Raw genomic sequence first — 21,898 nt, 5'->3', positions numbered from 1 at the left:
AGCTTGGCGGCGACTGGATAGCCAATCCGGAACTGATGTTCGCCACGCTGCCTTCTAACATGGAGCAGCTTTCGGGGGTGATAGACGAGGATGTGAGTAGAAGCTATCAGACGATGAAAAAGAATACGGGTGGTGAACTTGTATTCCGAAGAAATGATAGATCTTCATACCTGTTTCTATCGCTGAGCATTTCTGAAGAAAAAGAGCGTCTCTATTACCATACTTCGGCTCTCGACACGATAGCCCGGAGAAACCGTGTGGTGTTCAAGCCATCGTTCATGTATGATTGTAGTGACGGTAAGAAGTCTATCCGCTTATATTATTATATGCAGAGCCAGACGCCTGATTTCTTCAGCATCATGCCATACAGTGACAATTCGAATCCGCTGGCGGTGAGGGTGAACAATCCGGACCTGGAGAATTCGCTGTATCATCATTACGATGTAAACATCCGTTTCAACGGACTCAAGAATCAGCAGTATATAGGATTCTTCGCTACGGGTAATTTCTATCACAATCTTGTGGGTACCCGCACTACTTATAATTCGCAGACGGGTGGCTACACCTATATGAGTGATAATATTGGTGGTGGCGGCAACTGGGATTTCTGGACGACGACATCTTATGGTGTGGCTCTTGACAAAGCTCGCTTGTTCCGTCTGGATTATCGCCTGTGGTTTAACGGTTTGCGCCGCAAGGATTTTGATATAGCTTACGATGATAATTCTACCCAGCTCTGCTATGTGCTCAGAACTGAGTTGGGTAACAGTTTGTACTTCAAGTATCAGAAAGACAAGTTGAGCATCAACTTGGGTGGAAAGGTGGAGTGGAAGCATGGTACCAGCGACCGCAGCAATTTCGAGAAATTGAATGCCTATGATTTTGAGTATGGTGGCAACATGACTTACACCTTGCCTCTGGGCATTTCGCTCTCTACCGACCTGAAGGAATATTGTAGGCGTGGTTACAGCGAGAAGTCGTTTAACACCAGTGATCTGGTATGGAATGCCTCGCTAGCCCGTTCGTTCTGCAAAGGCAAGCTGACGCTGAAGGCAGAGCCTTTGATATTCTTCAGAATCTCTCGAGCACCGTGTATGAGGTGGGCGGCCAGGGCAAGACCGAGAAATGGAACAATACGCTGCCAAGCTATGCGATGTTGCATTTGATGTATAAATCAGCAAGGCGCCGAAGAATAAGAAATAATTGTAGGGGTTATGAGGTGGGGTGTGGCATAAGTCACACCTGGCACGCCCTGAAAGGGCAGAAGCTCCTAGCCCAGGGCAATCGCCCTGGGTTATTATGATGCAAACCTGTCGCCCTGTAAGGGCAAAAGCTTTCAAATACCTGACAATTTATAAAGCTTTTGCCCTTTCAGGGCGCTTTGTTGACTGCTATTATACCCAGGGCGATTGCCCTGGGCTAGGAGCTTCTGCCCTTTCAGGGCGTGTGGGGAAAAACGTTAGCGCAGATTTTATTATCTTACTTTTCTCAAGATGTTCTGCAGCTCATAAACTATGGTAGGATGAGTATCGGCTACATTATCCTGCTCATAGAGATTGTCGGAGATGCGGTAGAGCTGAGGAAGAGGATTGTTGCCGGTCTCTATCTTCGGACCCCACTTGATCATCTTGGAACCATCGTTCGGCTCGATGTATTTCCACTCCTTGGTGCGGATGGAAAGTACATGGTTGTTCGACATTTCTGCTACCCATGGACGATGGGTGGTGTCGGTGCCGAGCAGATTGCCAAGATGGTTCCTGCTGTCTGGCGCACTGCCCTTAGGGAAGGTGGCACCAATCAGATTGCCGAATGAAGCCATAAAATCAATCTGTGACATCAGAACATCGGAGGTCTGGCCCGCCTTCACGTTCTTGGGCCAGCGCACGATGACCGGAATCGCCGTACCTCCCTCGAAGGCACTGTATTTGTTGCCGCGCCAAGGACCCGCTGGCTTGTGACCATTCAGAAGTTCCTCTGCCTGGTCCTGATAACCGTCATCCACTACCGGACCATTGTCGCTGGTAAGCAATACGATGGTGTTGTCGGCAATACCCAACTTATCCAGAGTCTCCATAATCTTACCCACCGACCAGTCGAACTGCACGATGGCATCTCCACGCACACCCATGGTGCTCTTTCCGCGGAAACGCTCGTGTGGGAAACGAGGCACGTGGACATCGTTGGTGGCAAAATAGAGGAAGAAAGGATTGTTGCTGTTCTTCTTGATGAAGTCGATGGCATGGGTAGTGATGGAATCGGCAATGTTCTCGTCTTTCCACAAAGCCTTGCCGCCACCCTTCATATAGCCGATTCTGCCGATGCCGTTCACGATAGACATGTTGTGGCCGTGGCTCGACTTCATATTATAGCACAACTCAGGATTGTCCTTTCCGGTTGGTTCGCCAGGGAAGTTTCTGTAATAGCTTACCTCGATAGGAGCCGAAGCATCATAATTTGCCACCTTGCCGTCTTCGATGAATACACAAGGTACACGGTCGGCTGTGGCAGCCATGATGTAATGATGGTCGAAGCCGATGTCAGCCAGGGCTGACGGCAATGGGGCATTCCAGTCTTGCTTGCCAGTCTCGGCACCCAAGCCCAGATGCCACTTGCCGATGGCACAGGTAGAATAGCCTACGCTCTTGAACATATCAGCCATGGTAAACTGGGTAGGCTTGATAATCATTCCCGCATCGCCCGGAGCCACATCGGTGCCCGGCTTGCGCCACGCATATTCGCCCGTGAGAAGAGAGTAGCGGGATGGGGTACTGGTAGAGGCGATGGCGTGGGCATCGGTGAAACGGATTCCCTGCTTCGCCAGCTTATCTACGTTAGGAGTCTCTACGTTCTTGGCACCATAACATCCCAAGTCACCGTAGCCGAGGTCATCGGCAAGGATGATGATGACGTTAGGCTTCTGCTGATTGCTTGCCTTCGCCTTCTTGGCTCCCATCGCAGCCGTGCAAGCCAGCGGCGACAGCAGGGCGATGGTGATATAAGTCTTGTTCATAATGATAATCGTTAGTTGTTTTTTAAAACATTCATGATGTTGGCAGGTGGACGCTGGGCGAGGAGTTCCCGCTTCATGAAGTCCATGTAGGGAGCCACATGCGAATAATACTGGTAATATCCCTGACAGAGATAGTTCAGTCCCGGCTCTCCATACTTGTCTTTCTCAAACCGGTTCTTCGGGCATTCGCCATGACAGGCAAACTCCAGATCGCACTCCTTGCACTGGCGGGGCAGCGAGGTATGCTTCAGGCGGCTGAATGCCTGCTGCTTCTCGCCGTAAAGCATGTCGATGAGCGACTGCTCCCTGATGTTTCCCAGCTTGTATTCCGGAAAGACGAAGTGGTCGCAGGAATACACATCGCCATTGTGTTCCATCACGCCCGCATGGCCGCACTCCCTGGAGTAGGCGCAGATGCCCGGAAGCACACCCATCCAGTTGGCAAGCGTGCAGTCGAAGATTTCCACAAACATCTTACCCACATCGTGGCGCACCCAGTCATCAAAGATGGTGCAGAGGAAGTTGCCCCACTGTGCCGGGGTAACGGAAGCTTCCGCAAGCGGAATCTCCCGGTCGTCGGCAAGACTCGCCAGAGTGCGACCGTCTTCATGCTCTGTCAGTCGCTCTACGATAGGGGTAAACTGCAGGTACTGGCAACCGTTGTCCCTGAAGAAATGATAGAACTCCAGCGGATGTTCAGCGTTATAGGCGTTGACCACCGCCATAGCATTCCATTCCACATGATGCTTCTTCAGAAGCTGGATGCCCTTCATCACCTTTTCCCACGATGGCTTTCCGGCAGGAGTTACGCGATAGTGGTCGTGATACTCCTGAGGTCCGTCGATGGAAATGCCTACCAGCCAATGGTTCTGTGCAAAGAACTCGCACCACTCGTCGGTGAGGAGGGTGCCGTTGGTCTGGATGACGTTATCTATCTGTTTGCCGTGGGCGTACTTCTTCTGAAGTGCCAGCGCCTTCCTGTAGAAGTCGATGGAGCGCATCAGCGGCTCGCCTCCATGCCAGGTAAAGAGTACCTGGGGCATGGTCTGTGCCTCGATGTACTCCCGGGTGAATTGCTCCAGCATCTCGTCGCTCATCAGATGTCGGGGAGTGTTCTGGTAAAGATGGTTCTTTTCCAGATAATAACAGTATTTGCAAGCCAGGTTACAATGGGCGCCTGCGGGCTTCAGCATCACATACAGGGGCTTGGCAAATGGGGTTGCTATGTTGTCGTTCATCATTTTAAAACTTAGGCAGTGTAATCTTGAAATCCTGGTTGTCTCTGTGCTCCTTCTGGATTGCAGCCAGGAGTTCCTTTACGATTTCAGGATGCTCTGCCGCTACATTATGGTCTTCGTGGATATCCGATGCCAGATTGTAGAGACGTGGCTCGCCCTTTACCACTACCATCTTCCAGTCGCCCTTTCTCACACCAATCTGGTCGGTCTCGTGGAACTCCCAGTAGAGGTAGTCGTGGTGCTTCTGCTCGGCATCCTTGCCCAGGAGGGTAGGAGCGATGGAGATTCCGTCGAAACCATCACCTGCCAGCTTTCTGTTGGTATAGCGCTTGGCGAAGTTCTTGATTCCGGCAAGGTCGCAGAAGGTTGGCATCAGGTCGTAGAAAGCAAACTGGGTATCATTTACGCTGCCCGCCTTGATGTGCTCCGGCCACCAGGCAATGAACGGGATGCGGATGCCGCCCTCGTAGCACTGGCGCTTCAAGCCTTCAGCTTGCCGTCGCGACCGAAGAACTTTGGATCGGCGCCGCCCTCCTCGTGAGGACCGTTATCCGAGGTAAAGATTACCACGGTATTCTTGTCGAGACCCTTCTCCTTCAGCTTGGCGAAGATTTCGCCTACATACTGGTCTAGACGGGTAATCATTCCGGCAAACTGGGCGTGGGTATGAACCACGGCGTTGTATCGGGAACCTTCCTGTCCGCCCCAGGTCTTGTCCTCGAAGAACTTTTTCTGATAATTCTCCAGGATGGAATCCTCCGGCTGAGCCAGTTCGGCATGAGGCAGGGTATAGGTGAGGAAGCCTACGAATGGATGCTTACTGTCCTGACGGTCGATCCACTCCAGTGCCTTGTCGTGGATGATGCGGGCTGAATACTGGTTGCGCTTGAAATAGTCTTTGCCAAACATCGGATACTGGATGTTCTGCTCCATGATGTCTCTTACCACCGCTGTATCTCCCAACGACTTGCTGTAGCGGTTCAGGAAGTTGGGATAATAAAGATGTGCCTGGAACTGGCAGATGTAGCCGTAGAATTCATCTATGCCACGCTTGTCGGGAGTAGAGGCAGAACCTTCGTATCCGCCTGCCCACTTGCCGAAGACTCCGGTGCGGTAACCCTTGTCCTTCAGCATCTCCGGAAGAATCTTATGCTGCGGGTCGTAAGGTTCCTGACCCACAACAGAAAAGTCCTCATTTACTCCATACTTCACCATTGGCACGTTTCTCCAGTACTCCTTGTTGCCTCTTACGTGTGTATGACCGGTATGCTGCCCCGTCATAATGGTAGCACGTGATGGGGCTGAAACCGGAGAACCGGCGTATGCCTGGGTGAATCGCATACCCTCTCTTGCCATCTGGTCGATGTTGGGGGTATGGATGTAAGGCTGACCGTAGCAGGCTAGATCGCCATATCCCATATCATCGCAGAGGATGAAGAGGATGTTGGGCTGCTGTACGTTCTGCTTGGCGCACACCAGGGTAGGCAGGCAAATCATGCCTACCCAGTGAGCCATATTGTCTTGTTTGTCTTCATAAACTTCTGTTTTTGGATTCTACTCATCTATATTTAGAATCATCTACTTTTAGAATCTATTCATCTACTTTCGGAATCTATTCATCTACTTTCAGATTCTTGCGGTAGTTGGCGAGCAACTTCTTCAGTTCCTTCTCAATCTTCTGAGTGCCTGGCTTGCCGTAGATGTTGTGTAGCTCGTTAGGGTCGCTCTTGATATCATACAACTCCCAGTAGTCGATGTCGGCATCATCGGTGAAGTAGTTGATAGACTTGAGGGCATTGAAGCAGTTGTTCTCTCTTGTGCCAGGCTGTCCCTGGTACTTGTTTTCTACCACGCTCTCTCGCCACCCTTACCGTAGAAGTGAATCAGCTTGTAACGCTCGGTGCGCACACCATCGTGCTTGCGGACAAGGTGATAGGTTGGGTAGTCGTAGTAGTGATAGTACAGGCTCTTGCGCCACTTCTTGACAGGTGCTCCGGCAAACAGAGGCTGGAGTGATGTTCCAGGCATGTACTTTGGCTTATCCAGACCAGCCAGGTCGATGAAGGTAGGAGCGAAGTCGATGTTCTGAACCATCTGGTTGCACTCGCTTCCCTCCTTGATATGCTTAGGATAGCTGATGATGAGCGGTGTATGGAATGACTCCTCGTACATGAATCGCTTGTCGAACCAGCCGTGCTCGCCCATATAGAATCCCTGGTCGGATGTATAGACGATGATGGTGTTGTCTGTGAGGTTGTTCTTGTCGAGATATTCCAGCAGTCTGCCCACGCTCTCATCTACAGAGGCAATCACGGCCATATAGTCGCGGATGTAGTTCTGGTATTTCCACTCGATCAACTCCTTGCCTGTCAGGTTCTTGCTCAGGAATTCACGGTTTCTTGGCATGTAGTAGGCATCGATGATGGCACGCTGCTGTGGAGTCATGCGGTTCATCTCGCCCATCAGTCCAGCATAGGAATCTCTACCCTCTGGAGTAGAAGGATCGTACATCTCTGGAACCTTCAGGTCGCGTACCATCTCCATATACTTGTCGATAGACATCTTCTGGGTAGATGCTGCAGAACCACGGGTCTCGTAATCATCCCAGAATGTCTCTGGCAACGGGAAGTTGACGTTGGCATACTTGCTTACATACTTGGTGTTTGGCATCCAGAGACGGTGAGGTGCCTTGTGGTGAACCAGCAGACAGAATGGCTTGTTCTTGTCGCGGTTGTTCAGGTACTCGATGGCATGGTCGGTGATGAGGTCGGTGGCATAGCCCATCTCCTGCTTGAAGTTACCGTACTGGCCGGTAGAAGCGAAGGTTGGGTTGTAGTACTGACCCTGGTCATCCAGAACGTGATAGTAGTCGAATCCCTTCGGACTGCATGACATGTGCCACTTGCCCACTACGGCAGTAGAATAGCCTGCCCCCTGCAGCAGTTCTGAGAAGAAGGTCTTGGTAGAGTCGATACCCTCGGCAAGCTGGCGCTGTCCGTTCTGGTGACTGTAAAGACCCGTCATCAGGCACGCACGGCTTGGAGTAGAGAGAGAGTTCTCTACGAAAGCCTCGTTGAATTTCATTCCCCTTTCAGCTAGGCGGTCGATGTTAGGTGTTGGTGCCAATTTAGAGATTGGACTACCGTATGCGCTGATGGCTTGCATGGCGTGGTCATCACACATAATGTACAAGATGTTTGGTCGTTCTCCCTGAGCGAAGAGCGACAGCGGCATTACCTGCAAGGCAGCGAATGCCAGTAATGAACGATTGAGTTGATTTCGGTTGTTATTCATCATGATTCTGGTGATATATAGTTAATAATGAATGAATTGTCGATAAAAAGTAGAGGTTGATAAAATGCCAAAAAGAGGGGGCGCCATCAGTTGGCGCGCCCTCTCGTAATTCATATCATTACCCCCTTGCAAGGAGGTAACTTTGAACTCAGATTTGCTGCAAACTACAATTTGCCCCTTTGTGTCATAGGTCATTTTAAATTGTTCTCATATAGGTGTAGTAATATTTGCATTTTTTGTCATTAAGCTAAAAGCTAGAATGCAGCGATAATGTTGATATATGGGCACCTGTTCTGCACCGCCTAAGACGATGCGGATGCCGCTAGTCGTGATAGGTTTTATATTGTAAGCAACTTCTGTCGAGCTATCAGACACGCTCCGATGACACCGGCCTGGTCTTTCAGCTCAGAAGTGACGATTTGTGAATCTTCGTTCATGATGTTGAGCGAATACTTCTTGATTCCCATGTTCACTGGCAGGGTGAGATAATCGCCTGTGACAGACATTTCTCCGCCGATGACCAGCATCTCTGGGTTGAATATGTTGATGATGCCTGCCAGTTGCTTGCCCAGCTCATCTGCGATGTGTTGCAGGGTGGCGAGGCTCAGTACATCTTCCTTAGCAATGGCATCCATGATGTCTTCCAGCGTAAGCTCCTCTTTCTTCTTGAGTACCTTGTCCGAGAGAATGGATGGCTTGCCTGCCAGGATATTCTCCGTTAGTTTTCTCTTGAGTGCTCTGCCCGATACTTCTGTCTCCACGCAGCCAATCTTGCCGCAGTGGCAGATGATGTTGTTGTTGTAGGCGGTCATGTGACCGAATTCTCCAGAATATCCCGACTTGCCGTAGTACAGCTTGCCGTCGATGATGATTCCGATACCCAAACCCCAGCATACGTTGACGAAGATGACATCTTTCTTACCTTTACAGCATCCTTTGATAAACTCTCCGTAGGTCATACTGCGGGAATCGTTCTCGATGCAGGTTGGAAGCTCCAACAGTTCTGTGAGCTTCTCTGCCAGAGGTTCTTCCAGGAAATTGAACATATTGTAAGCTCTTCCTTCCAGAGGTCTCACGCGTTCTGCTACGTTGACGCAAACTTCCAGGATTTCTTCTCTTTTAATAGGTAGATTGTCGATAAAGACATTAATAATCTTTCCCATTTTGGCAAGGCTCTCAGGCGTATTCTCATACACATAAGGAACTTTCTGCTTCTCTGTGATCAGATTGCCACAGAAGTCGCTCACTGCCAAAGCGAGGCTGTCCATTTCCGGGTTCACACCAACAAAGTAACCTGCGGTAGGCTCCAGGTCGTAAACCATCGGGATTCGGCCAGCGGAATCGGCTTTCTTTCCGATCTCCCTGACAAGTCCCTGTCCCATCAGTTCATTCAGAGCGTTCGTCGTTGTCGGGAGGCTCACCCCTATACCCTTTGATAATTCAGGTATGGTAGAAGCACCCTTCGCTATGAACTGCTCTAGTAGTCGTCTAGGAACAGAAGGTTTTCGGTTGATGTTCTTAATATATTTTATTATGTCTTTAGCCATAACTAAATTTTTTTGTTGCAAAGATACTCTTTTTTAAGTTTGGTACAATGATTTCTGAGTTAATAAAACTTAATTCGGGCTATTTTATTGCAAATTTCCTCTTCGGTGCTTCGTGATTTCTGTTTACACCTTATTATAATTATATATAGAGAGATAAGAGTGATTTTATCTGCAACCATTTCTTCAACCGATAAGCATTAAGTAGTCATAACTAACTGATATAATGGTAAAACTGACACTTATAAATAACGGGTTCTTGTCAATAAACTAAAAAAATAAAAGCGTTTTAGATTTATTAACCTAAAAAAGAAGGAAGTAATTGATAAAAGACGTATCTTTGCAAAATAAAATATTTTATTAAATATCCAACAAAAAATAAAAGATATTATTATCATGGTTTCTAACTAACATTAATATATATCTACTTTGCCTTCCAGCCCCAAAAAAGCTGGGGGGCAATTATTGCAACTAACACAATATTCAACTGTTATATGAAGAAAATCAACAAATTCTTAGGTTCGTTGGCAGCTTGCGCAGCGATGTTGGGGGGAGTCTCAACTCAGGCTGTAGCTGCAGATATTAATATTATCCCAGTGCCTGTGAAAACACAGGTGCAGAAGGGTGAGTTTGTATTGCCTCAAAAGGTAGTGATCTCTTATCAGACTGCGGATGGCAAGAACATCGCAGAGTATATGGCTGATAAGCTGAAGGCATCTACCGGCTATGATGTTACCGTAGGCGGCAAGAAGGGAAATATCTCTATCCAGATTTCTCCTTCCATGAAGATGGCTGAGGAAGGCTATCGCCTTACAGTTACCAGCAAGGGCGTAGTCATCAAGGCGAAGACCGGAAAGGGTGCTTTCTATGGTATGCAGAGCTTCATGCAGCTGCTGCCTGCACAGGTGGAGAGTGCTACCAAGGTGAGTGGCGTGAAGTGGGTGGCTCAGTGCTGTGACATCCAGGATGCGCCTCGCTTCGGCTACCGTGGCTTCCATCTCGATCCATGCCGTCACTTCATCACCGTAGAGAACGTGAAGAAGCAGCTCGACATCATGTCTATGTTCAAGGTAAACACCATGCACTTCCACCTCACTGAGGACCAGGGCTGGCGTATCGAAATCAAGAAATATCCTGAGCTGACTTCCATCGGCGGCTATCGCCTCCAGGGTGACGGTTCTACCTATGGCGGTTTCTATACACAGGAGGAAATCAAGGACATCGTGGATTATGCAGCCAAGCGCTACATCACCGTGATTCCTGAAATCGACCTTCCTGGCCACATGATGGCAGCAATCGCTGCTTATCCATCTCTCTCCTGCAAGGGCGAGCAGTGGACTCCTAGAATGGTTTGGGGTGTTGAGGATATCGTGATGTGTCCGGGTAAGGAAGATATGTTCAACTTCCTGGAGGATATCGTTCGCGAGGTAGTGCCTCTCTTCCCTGGCAAATATTTCCACATCGGTGGCGATGAGTGCCCTAAGACCAGCTGGAAGAACTGTCCTACCTGCCAGAAGCGCATCGAGGCTGAAGGCTTGCAGGCTGACGGCAAGCACTCTGCTGAGGAAAGACTCCAGAGCTACGTTATCAAGCGCATGGAGAAGATGCTGGCTAAGTACGACAGAAAGATCATCGGTTGGGATGAAATCCTCGAAGGTGGTTTGAGTCCTGATGCTACCGTGATGTCTTGGCGTGGAACATCGGGCGGTATTTCTGCAGCTTTGCAGAAGCACGACGTGATCATGACTCCAGGTAGCGGCGGTTTGTATCTCGACCACTATCAGGGCGACTACAAGATTGAGCCGGTTACTATTCCTAGTGCTCCTGCTTATCTCTCTAGAACATATAACTATGAGCCTGTGCCAGATACCATCAAGTCTCTGGGTCTGGAGAAGCATATCCTCGGTGTGCAGTGCAACAACTGGTCGGAGTATATGTACACCAATGCCAAGATGGAGTATCAGATGTATCCTCGCTCTCTCGCTCTCGCTGAGATTGCATGGTCACCAGCCAAGAAGAAGAACTTCACAGACTTCGCCCGCCGTGTAGATGCCAACAGCGTCCGCCTGGATGAGCGCCACGTACGTTATCATATCCCATTGCCTGAGCAGCCATACGGTTCTTGCGACAAGGTTGTGATTACCAAGGATACCCTAGTTACCTTCCAGACATCACGTCCGATGAAGATGGTCTATACCTTGGATGGTACTACTCCAACTCCAGCTTCTGCTGTCTATACCGAGCCTATCAAGGTGAGCGGCAACATGACCATCAAGATTGCTACCGTATTGCCTTCTGGCAAGATGAGCAAGGTGAGAACCATCGACGTAGAGAAGCAGAACTATGCTCCTGCTGTGAATGTAAGCGATACCAAGGCTGGCTTGCAGCTGCGCCGTATCAAGGGTAATTACCTGAAGGTGAATCAGTTGGATTTTGCTGATGCTGAGTGGCAGGACTGTGGTACTGTTACCAACCTGAACAAGATGAAGGTGAGCCAGCCAGACGATGCTGCTACCTTGCGTGGTGCCAACAACTATGGTGCGATTGCTGAGGGATTCATCAATGTTCCTGAGGATGGCGTTTACTATCTCTCTTCCCGCATGGAGCAGGTTTGGATCGACAACAAGCTCGTAATCAACAACGAGGGTGCTGTAAAGGCTGGTACCAACAGCGATAATGCTGTAGCGCTGGCTAAGGGTCTGCATCCAGTGAAGTTCGTTTATCTCTGCAATATCGTTGGTGGATGGCCATCTTGGTGGAGCAACCTCAACCTCGAAATGCGCAAGGATAATCAGAAGAAGTTCACATCAGTACAGGGAACTCAGTATTTCCACAAATAATGGATTCCATCATTAACTGATTACAAGTAAAATCAATAACTGATTAGGAATATGAATATCAGAACCATCGCAAATGTATCACTTTGCCTTGCCATGCTTTCGATGAGCAGTGGGGCGCTGGCTCAGAGTGAGTCTCGCTGGCAGAATGTGAACATCAATCAGCAGAACCGAGAGCATCGACGCGCCAATTTCTTCGCATTCGAGAATTTGGAGAAGGCTCAGAGTTTTGATAAGAAGAAGTCGGCCAACTACCTTTCCATGGAAGGTATGTGGAAGTTTAATTTCGTGAAGGACCATAACAAGCGTCCTGCCAACTTCTTCGCTCTGAAGTATGATGACTCACAGTGGAAGGATTTCCCTGTGCCTGGTTTGTTTGAGTTGAACGGATATGGTGATGCTACCTATAAGAATATCGGATATGCCTGGGCAACTCAGTTTGACCCGAACCCTCCTTACATCAGTGAGCTCAACAATTATACGGGTTCTTATCGCCGTACGTTCGAGCTTCCTAAGGACTGGAAGGGGAAGGATGTGTATTTCCACGTGGGTTCTGCCACCAGTAACCTGACTCTCTGGGTGAACGGCAAGTACGTGGGATACAGCGAGGATAGCAAGGTGGCTGCCGAGTTCAACATCTCTAAATATCTCAAGCCGGGAAAGAACCTTATTGCCATGCAGGTGATGCGATGGTGCGATGGTTCTTATTTCGAGGATCAGGACTTCTGGCGCTTCACGGGCATCGCCCGTGAGGTGTATCTCTATGCCCGTCCGAAACTGCATGCTGCTGACATCCGATTGAACGCTGCCTTGGAAAACAACTACCAGGATGGTGTGTTGAACTACAAGGTTTCCTTGAAGGGAGGAAAGACAGACGTTGCCATCACCTTGTGTGATAAGGATGGCAAGCAGATTGCACAGGCTACAGGTGTACAGGGCGTCATCAAGGTGCCAAAGGTAAATGCCTGGACGGCAGAGACACCTTATTTATATAAGGCGTACATCACCCTGAAGAACAAGCAGGGTGCCACAGAGGTGATTCCGCAAAAGGTGGGATTCCGCAACGTGGAAATCAAGAACGCACAGCTGCTCGTTAACGGACAGCCTGTGCTGGTGAAGGGTGCCGACCGCCACGAGATTGATCCGGACGGTGGATACGTAGTGAGCTTGGAACGCATGATTCAGGACATCAAGATCATGAAGCAGTTGAACATCAACGCCGTTCGCACCAGCCACTATCCATGTGATCCTCGCTGGTATGACCTTTGCGATGAATACGGTATCTACATCACCGCTGAGGCAAATCTCGAATCTCATGGTATGGGATATGAAGAGAAATCGCTCGCCAAGTTCCCTGAGTACATCGTGCCTCACATCGAGCGCAACGAGGGCAATGTGAAGCCGCTCATCAATCATCCTTCCGTCATCGTATGGAGCTTGGGTAATGAGGGCGGCTACGGCATCAACTTCGAGAAGGCTTACGACTGGGTAAAGGCGTGCGATCCAACCCGTCCTGCACAGTATGAGCGTGGCGGATACGACAGCAAGACTGATATCCACTGCCCTATGTACATCGGTTACGAGGAAAGTGAGAACTATTGTAAGGGCAACGGTACCAAGCCATATATCCAGTGTGAGTATGCTCACGCCATGGGTAACTCTGAGGGTGGTTTCAAGGAGTATTGGGATTTGATCCGCAAGTATCCTAAGTACCAGGGTGGTTACATCTGGGACTTCGTTGACCAGGGTCTGCGCGACAAGAGTCCTATCACCGGTAAGGAAATCTTTACCTATGGTGGTGACTACGGCCGCTATCCGGGCAGTGACTACAACTTCAACTGCAACGGTATCATCGCTCCTAACCGCCGTCTGAATCCTCATGCGTATGAAATTCAGTATGTTCTCCAGAACGTCTGGATCAAGGACTTTGATGCAGAGAACGGTTCTTTCAATGTCTATAACGAGTTTTTCTTCAAGAACATTGATGACCTGAACCTGACTGCTACCCTCTTTGCCAACGGCGTGAAGTTGACTACCGTAGCGATTCCTGATACCAAGGGCATTGCTCCACAGGCAACCAAGCTGGTGAAGAGCGAGGCGCTGAAGAGTGCCATCGAAAAGGCTGAGGCTGAGCACCCTACAGAGGAAATCACCATCAACTTTGCCTTTGCAAGTGATGGAAGTCAGCCTCTGGTTGACAAGGGTCAGGTGATGGCTCGCCAGCAGATTGTACTCAACGGATATGAGTTCGACAAGGTAGATGCTCCTGCCAACACCGGCAGCAAGATTGAGGTAGAGGAGACCAACAGTTACGTGAAGGTTTCTGCTGAGAGAATGTCGGTTACCATTGGCAAGAAGACCGGTATGATTGATTACCTCGATGTGGATGGCGAACCAATGTTGAAGTTCCGTGAGAGCATGACTCCAGAGTTCTGGCGTGCTCCTACCGACAACGACTATGGTGCATCTCTCCAGAAGAAGATGAGAGTTTGGAAGAACCCTCAGATGAACCTGAAGTCATTCGACAAGAGTGAGAACAAGGACAGCGTAGTGCTGACTGCCAACTTCGAAATGCCTGAGGTGAAGGCACAGCTGATGCTCCGCTACCGTATCAATGCGGCAGGTGAAGTGGCTGTTACCGAGAAGATGACAACAGACAAGGAGGCAAAGGTAGCAGATTTGTTCCGCTACGGTATGCAGTTGCAGATGCCTGCGTCATTCTCTAAGTTGGAATACTATGGTAGAGGTCCGGAGGAGAACTACATCGACCGTCACTCTTCATCTTTCATCGGAAAGTATGAAGCTAACGTGAAGGATGAGTATTATCCATACGTCCGTCCACAGGAGAGTGGTAACCATACAGACATCCGCTACTTCTCTATCTTCAATCCAACCACCGGCAAGGGAATCACCTTCGAGGGCTATGCTCCTATGGAGTGCAGTGCCATCCCTTATCTGGTAGAGGATCTGGATGCAGGTATCGAGAAGGAGCATGCCTGGGGACAGCACAGCGGCGACCTGGTAGAAAAGGGTCTCGTACAGTTGCACATCCAGCAGCGCCAGTTTGGTCTGGGTTGTATTGACAGTTGGGGTTCTTCGCCAATGGAGAAGTACCGTATGCACTATCAGGACCGCTGCTTCAGCTTCGTAATTAAAGCTAAGAAATAAGATATTTACACATTAGTGTATTCATGTAATTCATCAGATAAGTGCTCTACTTGCAGGGATGCAAGGGGGCACTTTTTCTGTTTTATGGGGGAAAAGTTTAAAAATAGATTAAATCCTTTGTTGATTCCCCCTTTTTTTCTTATTTTTGCAAGTCTAACAAAATATAAAGGCAAACATAAGATAATTAAGATAATGGCAAACGATAACAAAGGTCTTACGCCGATGATGCGACAATTCTTCGAGATGAAATCCAAGCATCCCGAGGCTTTGCTGCTTTTCCGTTGTGGCGACTTCTACGAAACTTACTGCGAAGATGCGGTGGAGGCTTCCCGTATTCTCGGCATCACCCTGACCCGAAGAAACAACGGCGGTGCTACGGGCAGCATCGAGATGGCGGGATTCCCTCATCATGCACTTGATACTTACCTGCCTAAACTCATCAGGGCAGGAAAGCGAGTTGCCGTATGCGACCAGCTGGAAGACCCGAAGAAGAAACGACTGGAAATCAAGGGCAAGAAGGGATTGAGCCAGATGGACAAGATGGTGAAGCGTGGCATTACCGAACTCGTTACTCCAGGTGTGGCAATGGGCGACAACGTGCTCAACTACAAGGAGAACAATTTCCTGGCTGCCATCCACTTCGGTAAGACTTCCTGCGGCGTTAGCTTCCTCGATATTTCTACCGGTGAGTTCCTCACCGGCGAGGGAACCTATGATTATGTAGAGAAACTGATGGGCAACTTCATGCCGAAAGAGGTGCTCTACGACCGTGCCCGAAAGAATGATTTTGAGAAATACTTCGGTACCAAATACTGTACCTTCGAACTCGATGATTGGGTTTTCACCGAGCAGACTGCGATGCAGAAACTCCTGGGACACTTCAAGACCAAGTCGTTGAAAGGCTTCGGTGTGGAGCATCTCAAGAATGGTGTCATCGCCAGCGGTGCCATCATGCAGTATCTGGAGATTACCCAGCATACGCAGATCAACCATATCACGGCGCTTTCACGCATCGAAGAGGATAAGTTCGTGCGCATGGACCGATTCACCATCCGAAGTCTGGAGCTGGTGGCTCCGATGCAGGACGACGGTCTGTCGCTGCTCAACGTCATCGACCGCACCGTAACAGCGATGGGTGGACGAATGCTCCGCCGCTGGCTGGTATTCCCACTGAAGGATGTACGTCCTATCAACGAGCGCCTCGACATCGTGGAGTATTTCTTCAAGGAGCCGGAGTTCCGTCAGCTTCTCGACGACCAGCTTCATCGCATCGGCGACCTGGAGCGTATCATTTCCAAGGTAGCCGTGGGCAGAGTATCGCCTAGAGAAGTGGTGCAGCTGAAGAATGCACTCGAAGCCATCCAGCCTATCAAGGTGGCTTGTCAACATGCCAAGAACGATGCCCTGAAGCGAGTGGGAGAGCAGCTCAACGTATGCGAAACCCTGAAGGACCGCATCGCCAGGGAGATTCAGCCTGATCCGCCTCAGCTTGTCAACAAGGGCGATGTGATAGCCGATGGCTATAACGCAGAACTCGACGATCTGCGTTCCATCAGCCGTCATGGCAAGGATTATCTTCTGAAGATTCAGGAGCGGGAAATAGAAAAGACGGGCATCAGCAGTCTGAAGGTAGGATATAATAATGTATTCGGATATTATCTGGAGGTGAGAAATACCTTCAAGGATAAGGTGCCTGAGGAGTGGATCCGCAAGCAGACGCTGGCGCAGGCTGAGCGTTATATTACTCAGGAACTCAAGGAATACGAGGAGAAGATTCTCGGTGCCGATGAGAAGATTCTGATTTTGGAGGCACGACTTTTCAATGAGTTGATTGCTGCCATGCAGGAGTATATCCCTCAGATTCAGATCAATGCCAACCTCATCGCCCGTATGGACTGTCTCCTGTCTTTTGCCAAGGCTTCGGATGAGAACCGCTATGTGCGCCCGGTTATTGATGATTCGCAGATACTGGATATCAAGCAGGGACGTCATCCTGTGATTGAAACCCAGTTGCCGCTGGGCGAGCGATACGTGCCAAACGATGTGTTGCTCGACACCGAGAAGCAGCAGGTGATGATGATTACCGGTCCTAACATGGCGGGTAAATCTGCCTTGCTCCGCCAGACGGCGCTCATCGTGCTGCTGGCTCAGGTGGGCTGCTTTGTTCCTGCCGAGAGTGCAAGGGTGGGTCTGGTGGATAAGATATTCACCCGTGTGGGAGCCAGCGATAACATCTCGCTGGGTGAATCTACCTTTATGGTGGAGATGACGGAGGCAGCCAATATATTAAATAATGTGTCGCCCCGTTCGCTGGTACTCTTCGATGAGTTGGGTCGTGGAACATCCACCTACGATGGCATCAGCATTGCCTGGGCTATCGTTGAGTATCTGCATGAGCATAAGAAGGCACAAGCCCGTACGCTTTTTGCCACTCATTATCACGAGTTGAACGAGATGGAGAAGAATTTCCCTCGTATCAAGAACTTCAATGTGAGTGTGAAGGAGGTGGATGGCAAGGTTATCTTCCTGCGCAAGCTGGAGCCGGGTGGCAGCGAGCACTCCTTTGGTATCCATGTGGCAGAGATTGCCGGAATGCCTCGCAGTATCGTGAACCGTGCCAACGATATTCTGAAGCAGTTGGAGCAGGATAATGCTGGAGTTGGCGGTGCCGGCAAGCCTAACGTGCAGCATCTGGATGAGCCTAAGGAGGGAGTTCAGCTCAGCTTCTTCCAGTTGGATGACCCTGTATTGAGCCAGATAAGGGATGAGATACTTGGCTTGGATGTGAACAATCTCACGCCAGTTGAGGCTCTCAATAAGCTCAATGACATCAAGAAGATTCTGCTGGGGAGATAAAATGCTCTGGCAGCCACACTCTTGTCGCTGCTGGGATTCTCTTCTTGCGAGTACTAGACAACATCAAGCAGTATGCCGATCCTCATCAAGTGTTTGTCATCGTAACGGGTGGCGAACCCTTGATGCGTGAAGACATTGCCCAGTGCCGCCACTTCCGCTATTGCCTAGGCAGTGGTATGCACTTGCGTGATGATGAGGGAAGGCTCATCATGTGCCCGCTGCATAGGTTGAAATAAGTTTTTTATTAGATAAATTTATTCAACCGTATAGGCGAAATTGTTTTTAAGACTAGAAGAAAGTTCCGTTCAAAATCATTGAACGGACATTCAAAACAATTGAACGTACATTCAAAACAATTGAATGGACATTCAATGTCACTGAACGAAACTTTCTACTAACTCTAGAAACATTTTCCTTTAAAGGTAGATAGTAATTCCTTTAAGGGAAGAATTATGTCGAACTTAAGGACATTGATGTCTGAAAGGATGTTCTTTTTCTTATTTTATAGGGTGATAGTATTTTTATGGGATATTGATATCAGCTCAGCTAATAATTACTAAAAGTTACCTTAAGGTAAGTTACCTTTGGGTAACTTTTTGTATATTTGCAGGTGATACGAATGTTGTAAAACAGATAAAACGAATTTAATAAGAAGAATATGGCAGTATTTCAATCTCCTTTTCAGTTTGGTACATTGGCTACCGAAGAGAATTTTATCGACCGAACGGAAGACAGGGCATTGCTCAAGCAACTCCTGGCTTCCCATATCAACGTGATGCTCATTTCTCCACGTCGATGGGGAAAATCGTCGCTTGTCAAGAAGGCGATGACGGAACTGAGTGCGGAAGATAAGGAGGTGAGAATCTGCTATATAGATGCTTTCAGTATCGGCTCGGAAGCTGAATTCTATCGCACTTTTGCCAGTCAGGTCATAGCCAGCGCTTCTTCCAAGATAGAACGTTGGATAGAGGATGCCAAGAAGTTCTTGACGGGTGTAGTTCCGCAGATAGTAGTTAACGACCAGATTACGGACTTTGTGGCTTTCGACCTGAAGTTTGTTCCGCAAGAAAGAGATAAGATGGCGATTCTCCAATTGCCTGAGTTGCTGGCGAAGGAAAAGGGAATCAGGATTATCGTGTGCATTGATGAATTTCAGCAGTTGGCTAATCTCCCGGAATATAAGGATATGGAGGGCAAGATGCGCTCAGTATGGCAACAGCAGCAGTTGACCTCTTATTGCCTTTATGGCAGCAAGCGTAATATGATGCTCAACATCTTCAACAATTCTAACAGTCCGTTTTATCGTTTCGGACAGGTTATTTTCATGCAAAAGATAGCCAAGGAGCATTGGATTCCTTTTATCTTATCATCTTTCGAGAAGACTGGTAAGCGTATTTCTGAATCTTTTGCCAGCAGAATTTGCGATGTGGTGGAGTGTCATTCCTGGTATCTGCAGCAGTTGTGCTATTTTATTTGGAGCTTTACGGTTTCTGAGGTGACGGAAGAAGTGTTCTCTCTTGGTCTCAAGCAGGTATTGAACATCAATACCCCGATGTTTCAGAACGATACGGAAAATCTCAGTTCTACCCAGATAGAGATGCTCAAGGCGATAGCTGATGGTGAGCAGCATTTCTCATCACAAGCAGTGAAGCAGGTGTATAATCTGGGTAATCCCAATACGATAGTTAAGAACAAGAAGATTCTTCAGAACAAGGATATCATAGAGAAGCAGAAGGCCGATTTCGTATTTGTTGATCCGATTTATCGTCTGTGGTTTAAGGAAGAGTATTGCTAAAAGGCAGAAAAGGTTCTTGGTGACACCAGTGTCATAAGTGTCATCCGTCATTCCTAAGTAAGTTACTTAGCTATAGTAACCAAGTCACTTAGCTATCATAAGTAAGTTACTTAGCCGTCAAAAGCAAGTCTCTTTTACCATTTGAATTAATCATCTTTCTGAGCTAATCATCAGAAAAAGAAAGAAAATCCGTGAGAAACCGTGAATAACCGTGAGAAACCGTGAATGCCGGATTCTCAGGGTTGTATCTTTGCATTGTGATTCAGAAAGGACTACAGGCAATGCGCAGCGCTACTTGACTTTGTTCAGATGAAAGTTCTGCTTTTTTCTAATTTTATAGAGACATTCTGTTGTAGTTTCTTTATTTTTTCGTACTTTTGCAAAAAAAGAGAGGAATGAAAGAAAAGGTCATATTTTTATTGTTAATCATCATGCTTCTTGCATCTTGTGCAGGAAACAGGAAGTATGATGATTTGATGCAACGGGCAGATAGCATCATGAATGTTAATGACGACTCAGCGAAGGTTGCCATCCGGATGCTTGATGGGGTCAAATCCCAGTTGCCCGAGTTTACCCAATCGCAAAAGATGCGCTATGAGTTGTTGCGTCATAAGGCGATGAACAAGGCATACATTTCCTTTACTTCTGATAGCATAATGAAGGAAGTAGTGGATTATTACGATCGTCATGGTTCAGCTAACGAGCGGATGCTTGCCAACTATGTGTTGGGATGTGTGTATAGAGATTTGCGTGAGGCACCATTGGCTTTGGAGTATTACAACAAGGCTACGGAGCAGGCAGATACTACTGCCGTAGATTGTGATTATGGTACATTGGCTAGGGTATATAATCAGATGGGGTTGCTGTTTGGTAAGCACTATTTGATTACTCAAGAATTGGCAGCATACGAAAAAGGTAGCAAATATGCACTTCAGGCTGGTGACACTCTCAATACAATTAGATATTATCAAAATAGGATGGGGTGTTTTGTCATTTTGGGAAAAATTGATTCTGCAATCAATGTTAATTTGAATGCAGCAAAGATGTTTAAACGTATTGGGAAAAATGACGATGCCGCAATAGCCTTTGGTAGTAATTATGGTCTTTATTTACAGCAAGGAGATGTTAAGAAGGCGCAAGAAGCCTTCAAGGTTTATCTTAAAACTGGTTGTGAGGAAAATATGGAGTATGAAGATTCTAAAGCTTATATCTTGAGCGAAAGAGGTTTGTACTATATGTTTGTGAATCAATTAGATTCTGCTTACAATGATTTGAGTCAGAGTTTAAACCTTTGCAAATCCTATAGCAACAAAGCTAATACAACAAAGGCTTTGGCTCAGTATTATTCTAAAGTGAATCAGCCTAAGATGGCAGCGGCTTTTGCTTTGAAGAGTCTGGAGTATCAAGACTCTGATTTTATAGAAACAAGAAACACCCAGTTACAGCAACTTCAGGGGATGTATGATTATGGCAGGCATCAGAAATTAGCTGTTCAGGCAGAGAAAAAGGCAATGCAGAGGAATCATATTATATATATATTGGTAATCGCCTGTATTGCAATTCTTGTAATATCAGCTTATATATATAGAAGAGGTATACTTTTGAAGAAGAAGAGAATAGCGGCTACCCAGCTTCTGTATGAAGATAGTTTGCTTAAGCTACAAAAACTTCAAGAGGAATTGGCTCAGCTCCGAAAAGAGAAAGATGATACGGTGTCTTTGGTTATTCGTGAGAAAGAAGAAGCAATCAGTAAATTAAAGGAAGAAGTAAAGGACATTCGGGCGAAGTTTTCTAATCCTCTTTTGTCGGATGCCGATATCATTTTGAGAAATTCTTCGATATACAAGAAGTTCCGCTATATAGAAATGCATCCTATGGAGAAATTGGATCAAGAAGATTGGAATGAATTGGAAACTACTGTAGAACGATTTATTCCGTCCTTTATTCCATTGTTAAAAGAACGATTGAGTGAGAAGGAATATCATATATGTCTATTGGTGAAGTTTGGTTTTTCTACATCATTTATTGCGACTCTACTAGAAATCACCTCATCAGGTGTGTCTGCTTCACGCAAAAAAATGTTGGAAAAACTATGTAATCGAGTCGGAACGCCAAAGGACTTTGATGAATACATTCGGAAAATACAATAGTTGTGT

Annotated in this window: 10 protein-coding genes and 2 pseudogenes; 7 read left to right on the top strand and 5 right to left on the bottom strand. The window is 47.7% G+C overall.

The window, feature by feature from the left end; genetic code table 11:
- On the top strand, positions 1 to 1,166 hold a 1,166-nt coding region (locus DW830_RS10785; protein ID WP_147487254.1), incomplete at its 5' end, for an outer membrane beta-barrel protein.
- A 308-nt stretch (positions 1,167 to 1,474) separates the two neighbouring features.
- On the opposite strand, the gene DW830_RS10780 is transcribed toward DW830_RS10785, so the two are convergent.
- From DW830_RS10780 to DW830_RS10755, 5 genes and pseudogenes are all read right to left on the bottom strand, one after another.
- Positions 1,475 to 3,010 (bottom strand): sulfatase family protein, encoded by a 1,536-nt coding sequence (locus DW830_RS10780; RefSeq protein ID WP_119249892.1) that lies wholly within the window; start codon positions 3,008 to 3,010, stop codon positions 1,475 to 1,477.
- Between the two features lie 11 nt (positions 3,011 to 3,021).
- The gene (locus DW830_RS10775) at positions 3,022 to 4,248 is read right to left on the bottom strand and encodes an anaerobic sulfatase-maturation protein (protein ID WP_119249896.1); all 1,227 of its coding nucleotides are present in this window, start codon (positions 4,246 to 4,248) and stop codon (positions 3,022 to 3,024) included.
- A gap of 4 nt (positions 4,249 to 4,252) precedes the next feature.
- Positions 4,253 to 5,745, bottom strand: a pseudogene (locus DW830_RS10770) (arylsulfatase).
- 115 nt (positions 5,746 to 5,860) lie between these two features.
- Positions 5,861 to 7,482: pseudogene (locus tag DW830_RS10760) on the bottom strand (sulfatase).
- A 398-nt stretch (positions 7,483 to 7,880) separates the two neighbouring features.
- On the bottom strand, positions 7,881 to 9,089 hold the full coding sequence (locus DW830_RS10755; protein ID WP_119249890.1) for an ROK family transcriptional regulator: 1,209 nt from the start codon (positions 9,087 to 9,089) through the stop codon (positions 7,881 to 7,883).
- A 491-nt stretch (positions 9,090 to 9,580) separates the two neighbouring features.
- Between DW830_RS10755 and DW830_RS10750 the strand changes: the two genes are divergently transcribed.
- From DW830_RS10750 to DW830_RS10725, 6 genes are all read left to right on the top strand, one after another.
- On the top strand, positions 9,581 to 11,926 hold the full coding sequence (locus tag DW830_RS10750; protein ID WP_119249889.1) for a family 20 glycosylhydrolase: 2,346 nt from the start codon (positions 9,581 to 9,583) through the stop codon (positions 11,924 to 11,926).
- A 51-nt stretch (positions 11,927 to 11,977) separates the two neighbouring features.
- Positions 11,978 to 15,091: a glycoside hydrolase family 2 TIM barrel-domain containing protein gene (locus tag DW830_RS10745; protein ID WP_199656119.1), complete on the top strand. Its 3,114-nt coding sequence runs from the start codon at positions 11,978 to 11,980 to the stop codon at positions 15,089 to 15,091.
- Positions 15,092 to 15,283: 192 nt separating this feature from the next.
- Positions 15,284 to 17,947, top strand: coding sequence for a DNA mismatch repair protein MutS (gene mutS / locus DW830_RS10740; protein ID WP_119249888.1), 2,664 nt, complete (start codon positions 15,284 to 15,286; stop codon positions 17,945 to 17,947).
- A gap of 44 nt (positions 17,948 to 17,991) precedes the next feature.
- Entirely contained in the window at positions 17,992 to 18,183 is a 192-nt protein-coding gene (locus DW830_RS16120) for a hypothetical protein (protein WP_199656117.1), read from the top strand.
- 422 nt (positions 18,184 to 18,605) lie between these two features.
- Complete coding sequence (locus DW830_RS10730) at positions 18,606 to 19,742, top strand: AAA family ATPase (protein ID WP_119249887.1); 1,137 nt, start codon at positions 18,606 to 18,608, stop codon at positions 19,740 to 19,742.
- Positions 19,743 to 20,137: 395 nt separating this feature from the next.
- Positions 20,138 to 21,892: a tetratricopeptide repeat protein gene (locus DW830_RS10725; protein WP_119249886.1), complete on the top strand. Its 1,755-nt coding sequence runs from the start codon at positions 20,138 to 20,140 to the stop codon at positions 21,890 to 21,892.
- Positions 21,893 to 21,898 lie beyond the last annotated feature (6 nt).

Origin of the sequence: Prevotella sp. AM34-19LB, from assembly GCF_003468525.1 — a bacterium.
In the GTDB taxonomy this organism is placed as follows: Bacteria; Bacteroidota; Bacteroidia; order Bacteroidales; family Bacteroidaceae; genus Prevotella.
This window is presented reverse-complemented; position numbering and strand designations above follow the sequence as displayed.

Bases quoted from the DNA above. Each gene is read 5' to 3' on its own strand.
- DW830_RS10780 (WP_119249892.1), bottom strand. From the start codon at position 3,010: ATGAACAAGACTTATATCACCATCGCCCTGCTGTCGCCGCTGGCTTGC.
- DW830_RS10755 (WP_119249890.1), bottom strand. From the start codon at position 9,089: ATGGCTAAAGACATAATAAAATATATTAAGAACATCAACCGAAAACCT.
- DW830_RS10730 (WP_119249887.1), top strand. From the start codon at position 18,606: ATGGCAGTATTTCAATCTCCTTTTCAGTTTGGTACATTGGCTACCGAA.
- mutS (WP_119249888.1), top strand. From the start codon at position 15,284: ATGGCAAACGATAACAAAGGTCTTACGCCGATGATGCGACAATTCTTC.
- DW830_RS10725 (WP_119249886.1), top strand. From the start codon at position 20,138: ATGAAAGAAAAGGTCATATTTTTATTGTTAATCATCATGCTTCTTGCA.
- DW830_RS10775 (WP_119249896.1), bottom strand. From the start codon at position 4,248: ATGAACGACAACATAGCAACCCCATTTGCCAAGCCCCTGTATGTGATG.
- DW830_RS10745 (WP_199656119.1), top strand. From the start codon at position 11,978: ATGAATATCAGAACCATCGCAAATGTATCACTTTGCCTTGCCATGCTT.
- DW830_RS10750 (WP_119249889.1), top strand. From the start codon at position 9,581: ATGAAGAAAATCAACAAATTCTTAGGTTCGTTGGCAGCTTGCGCAGCG.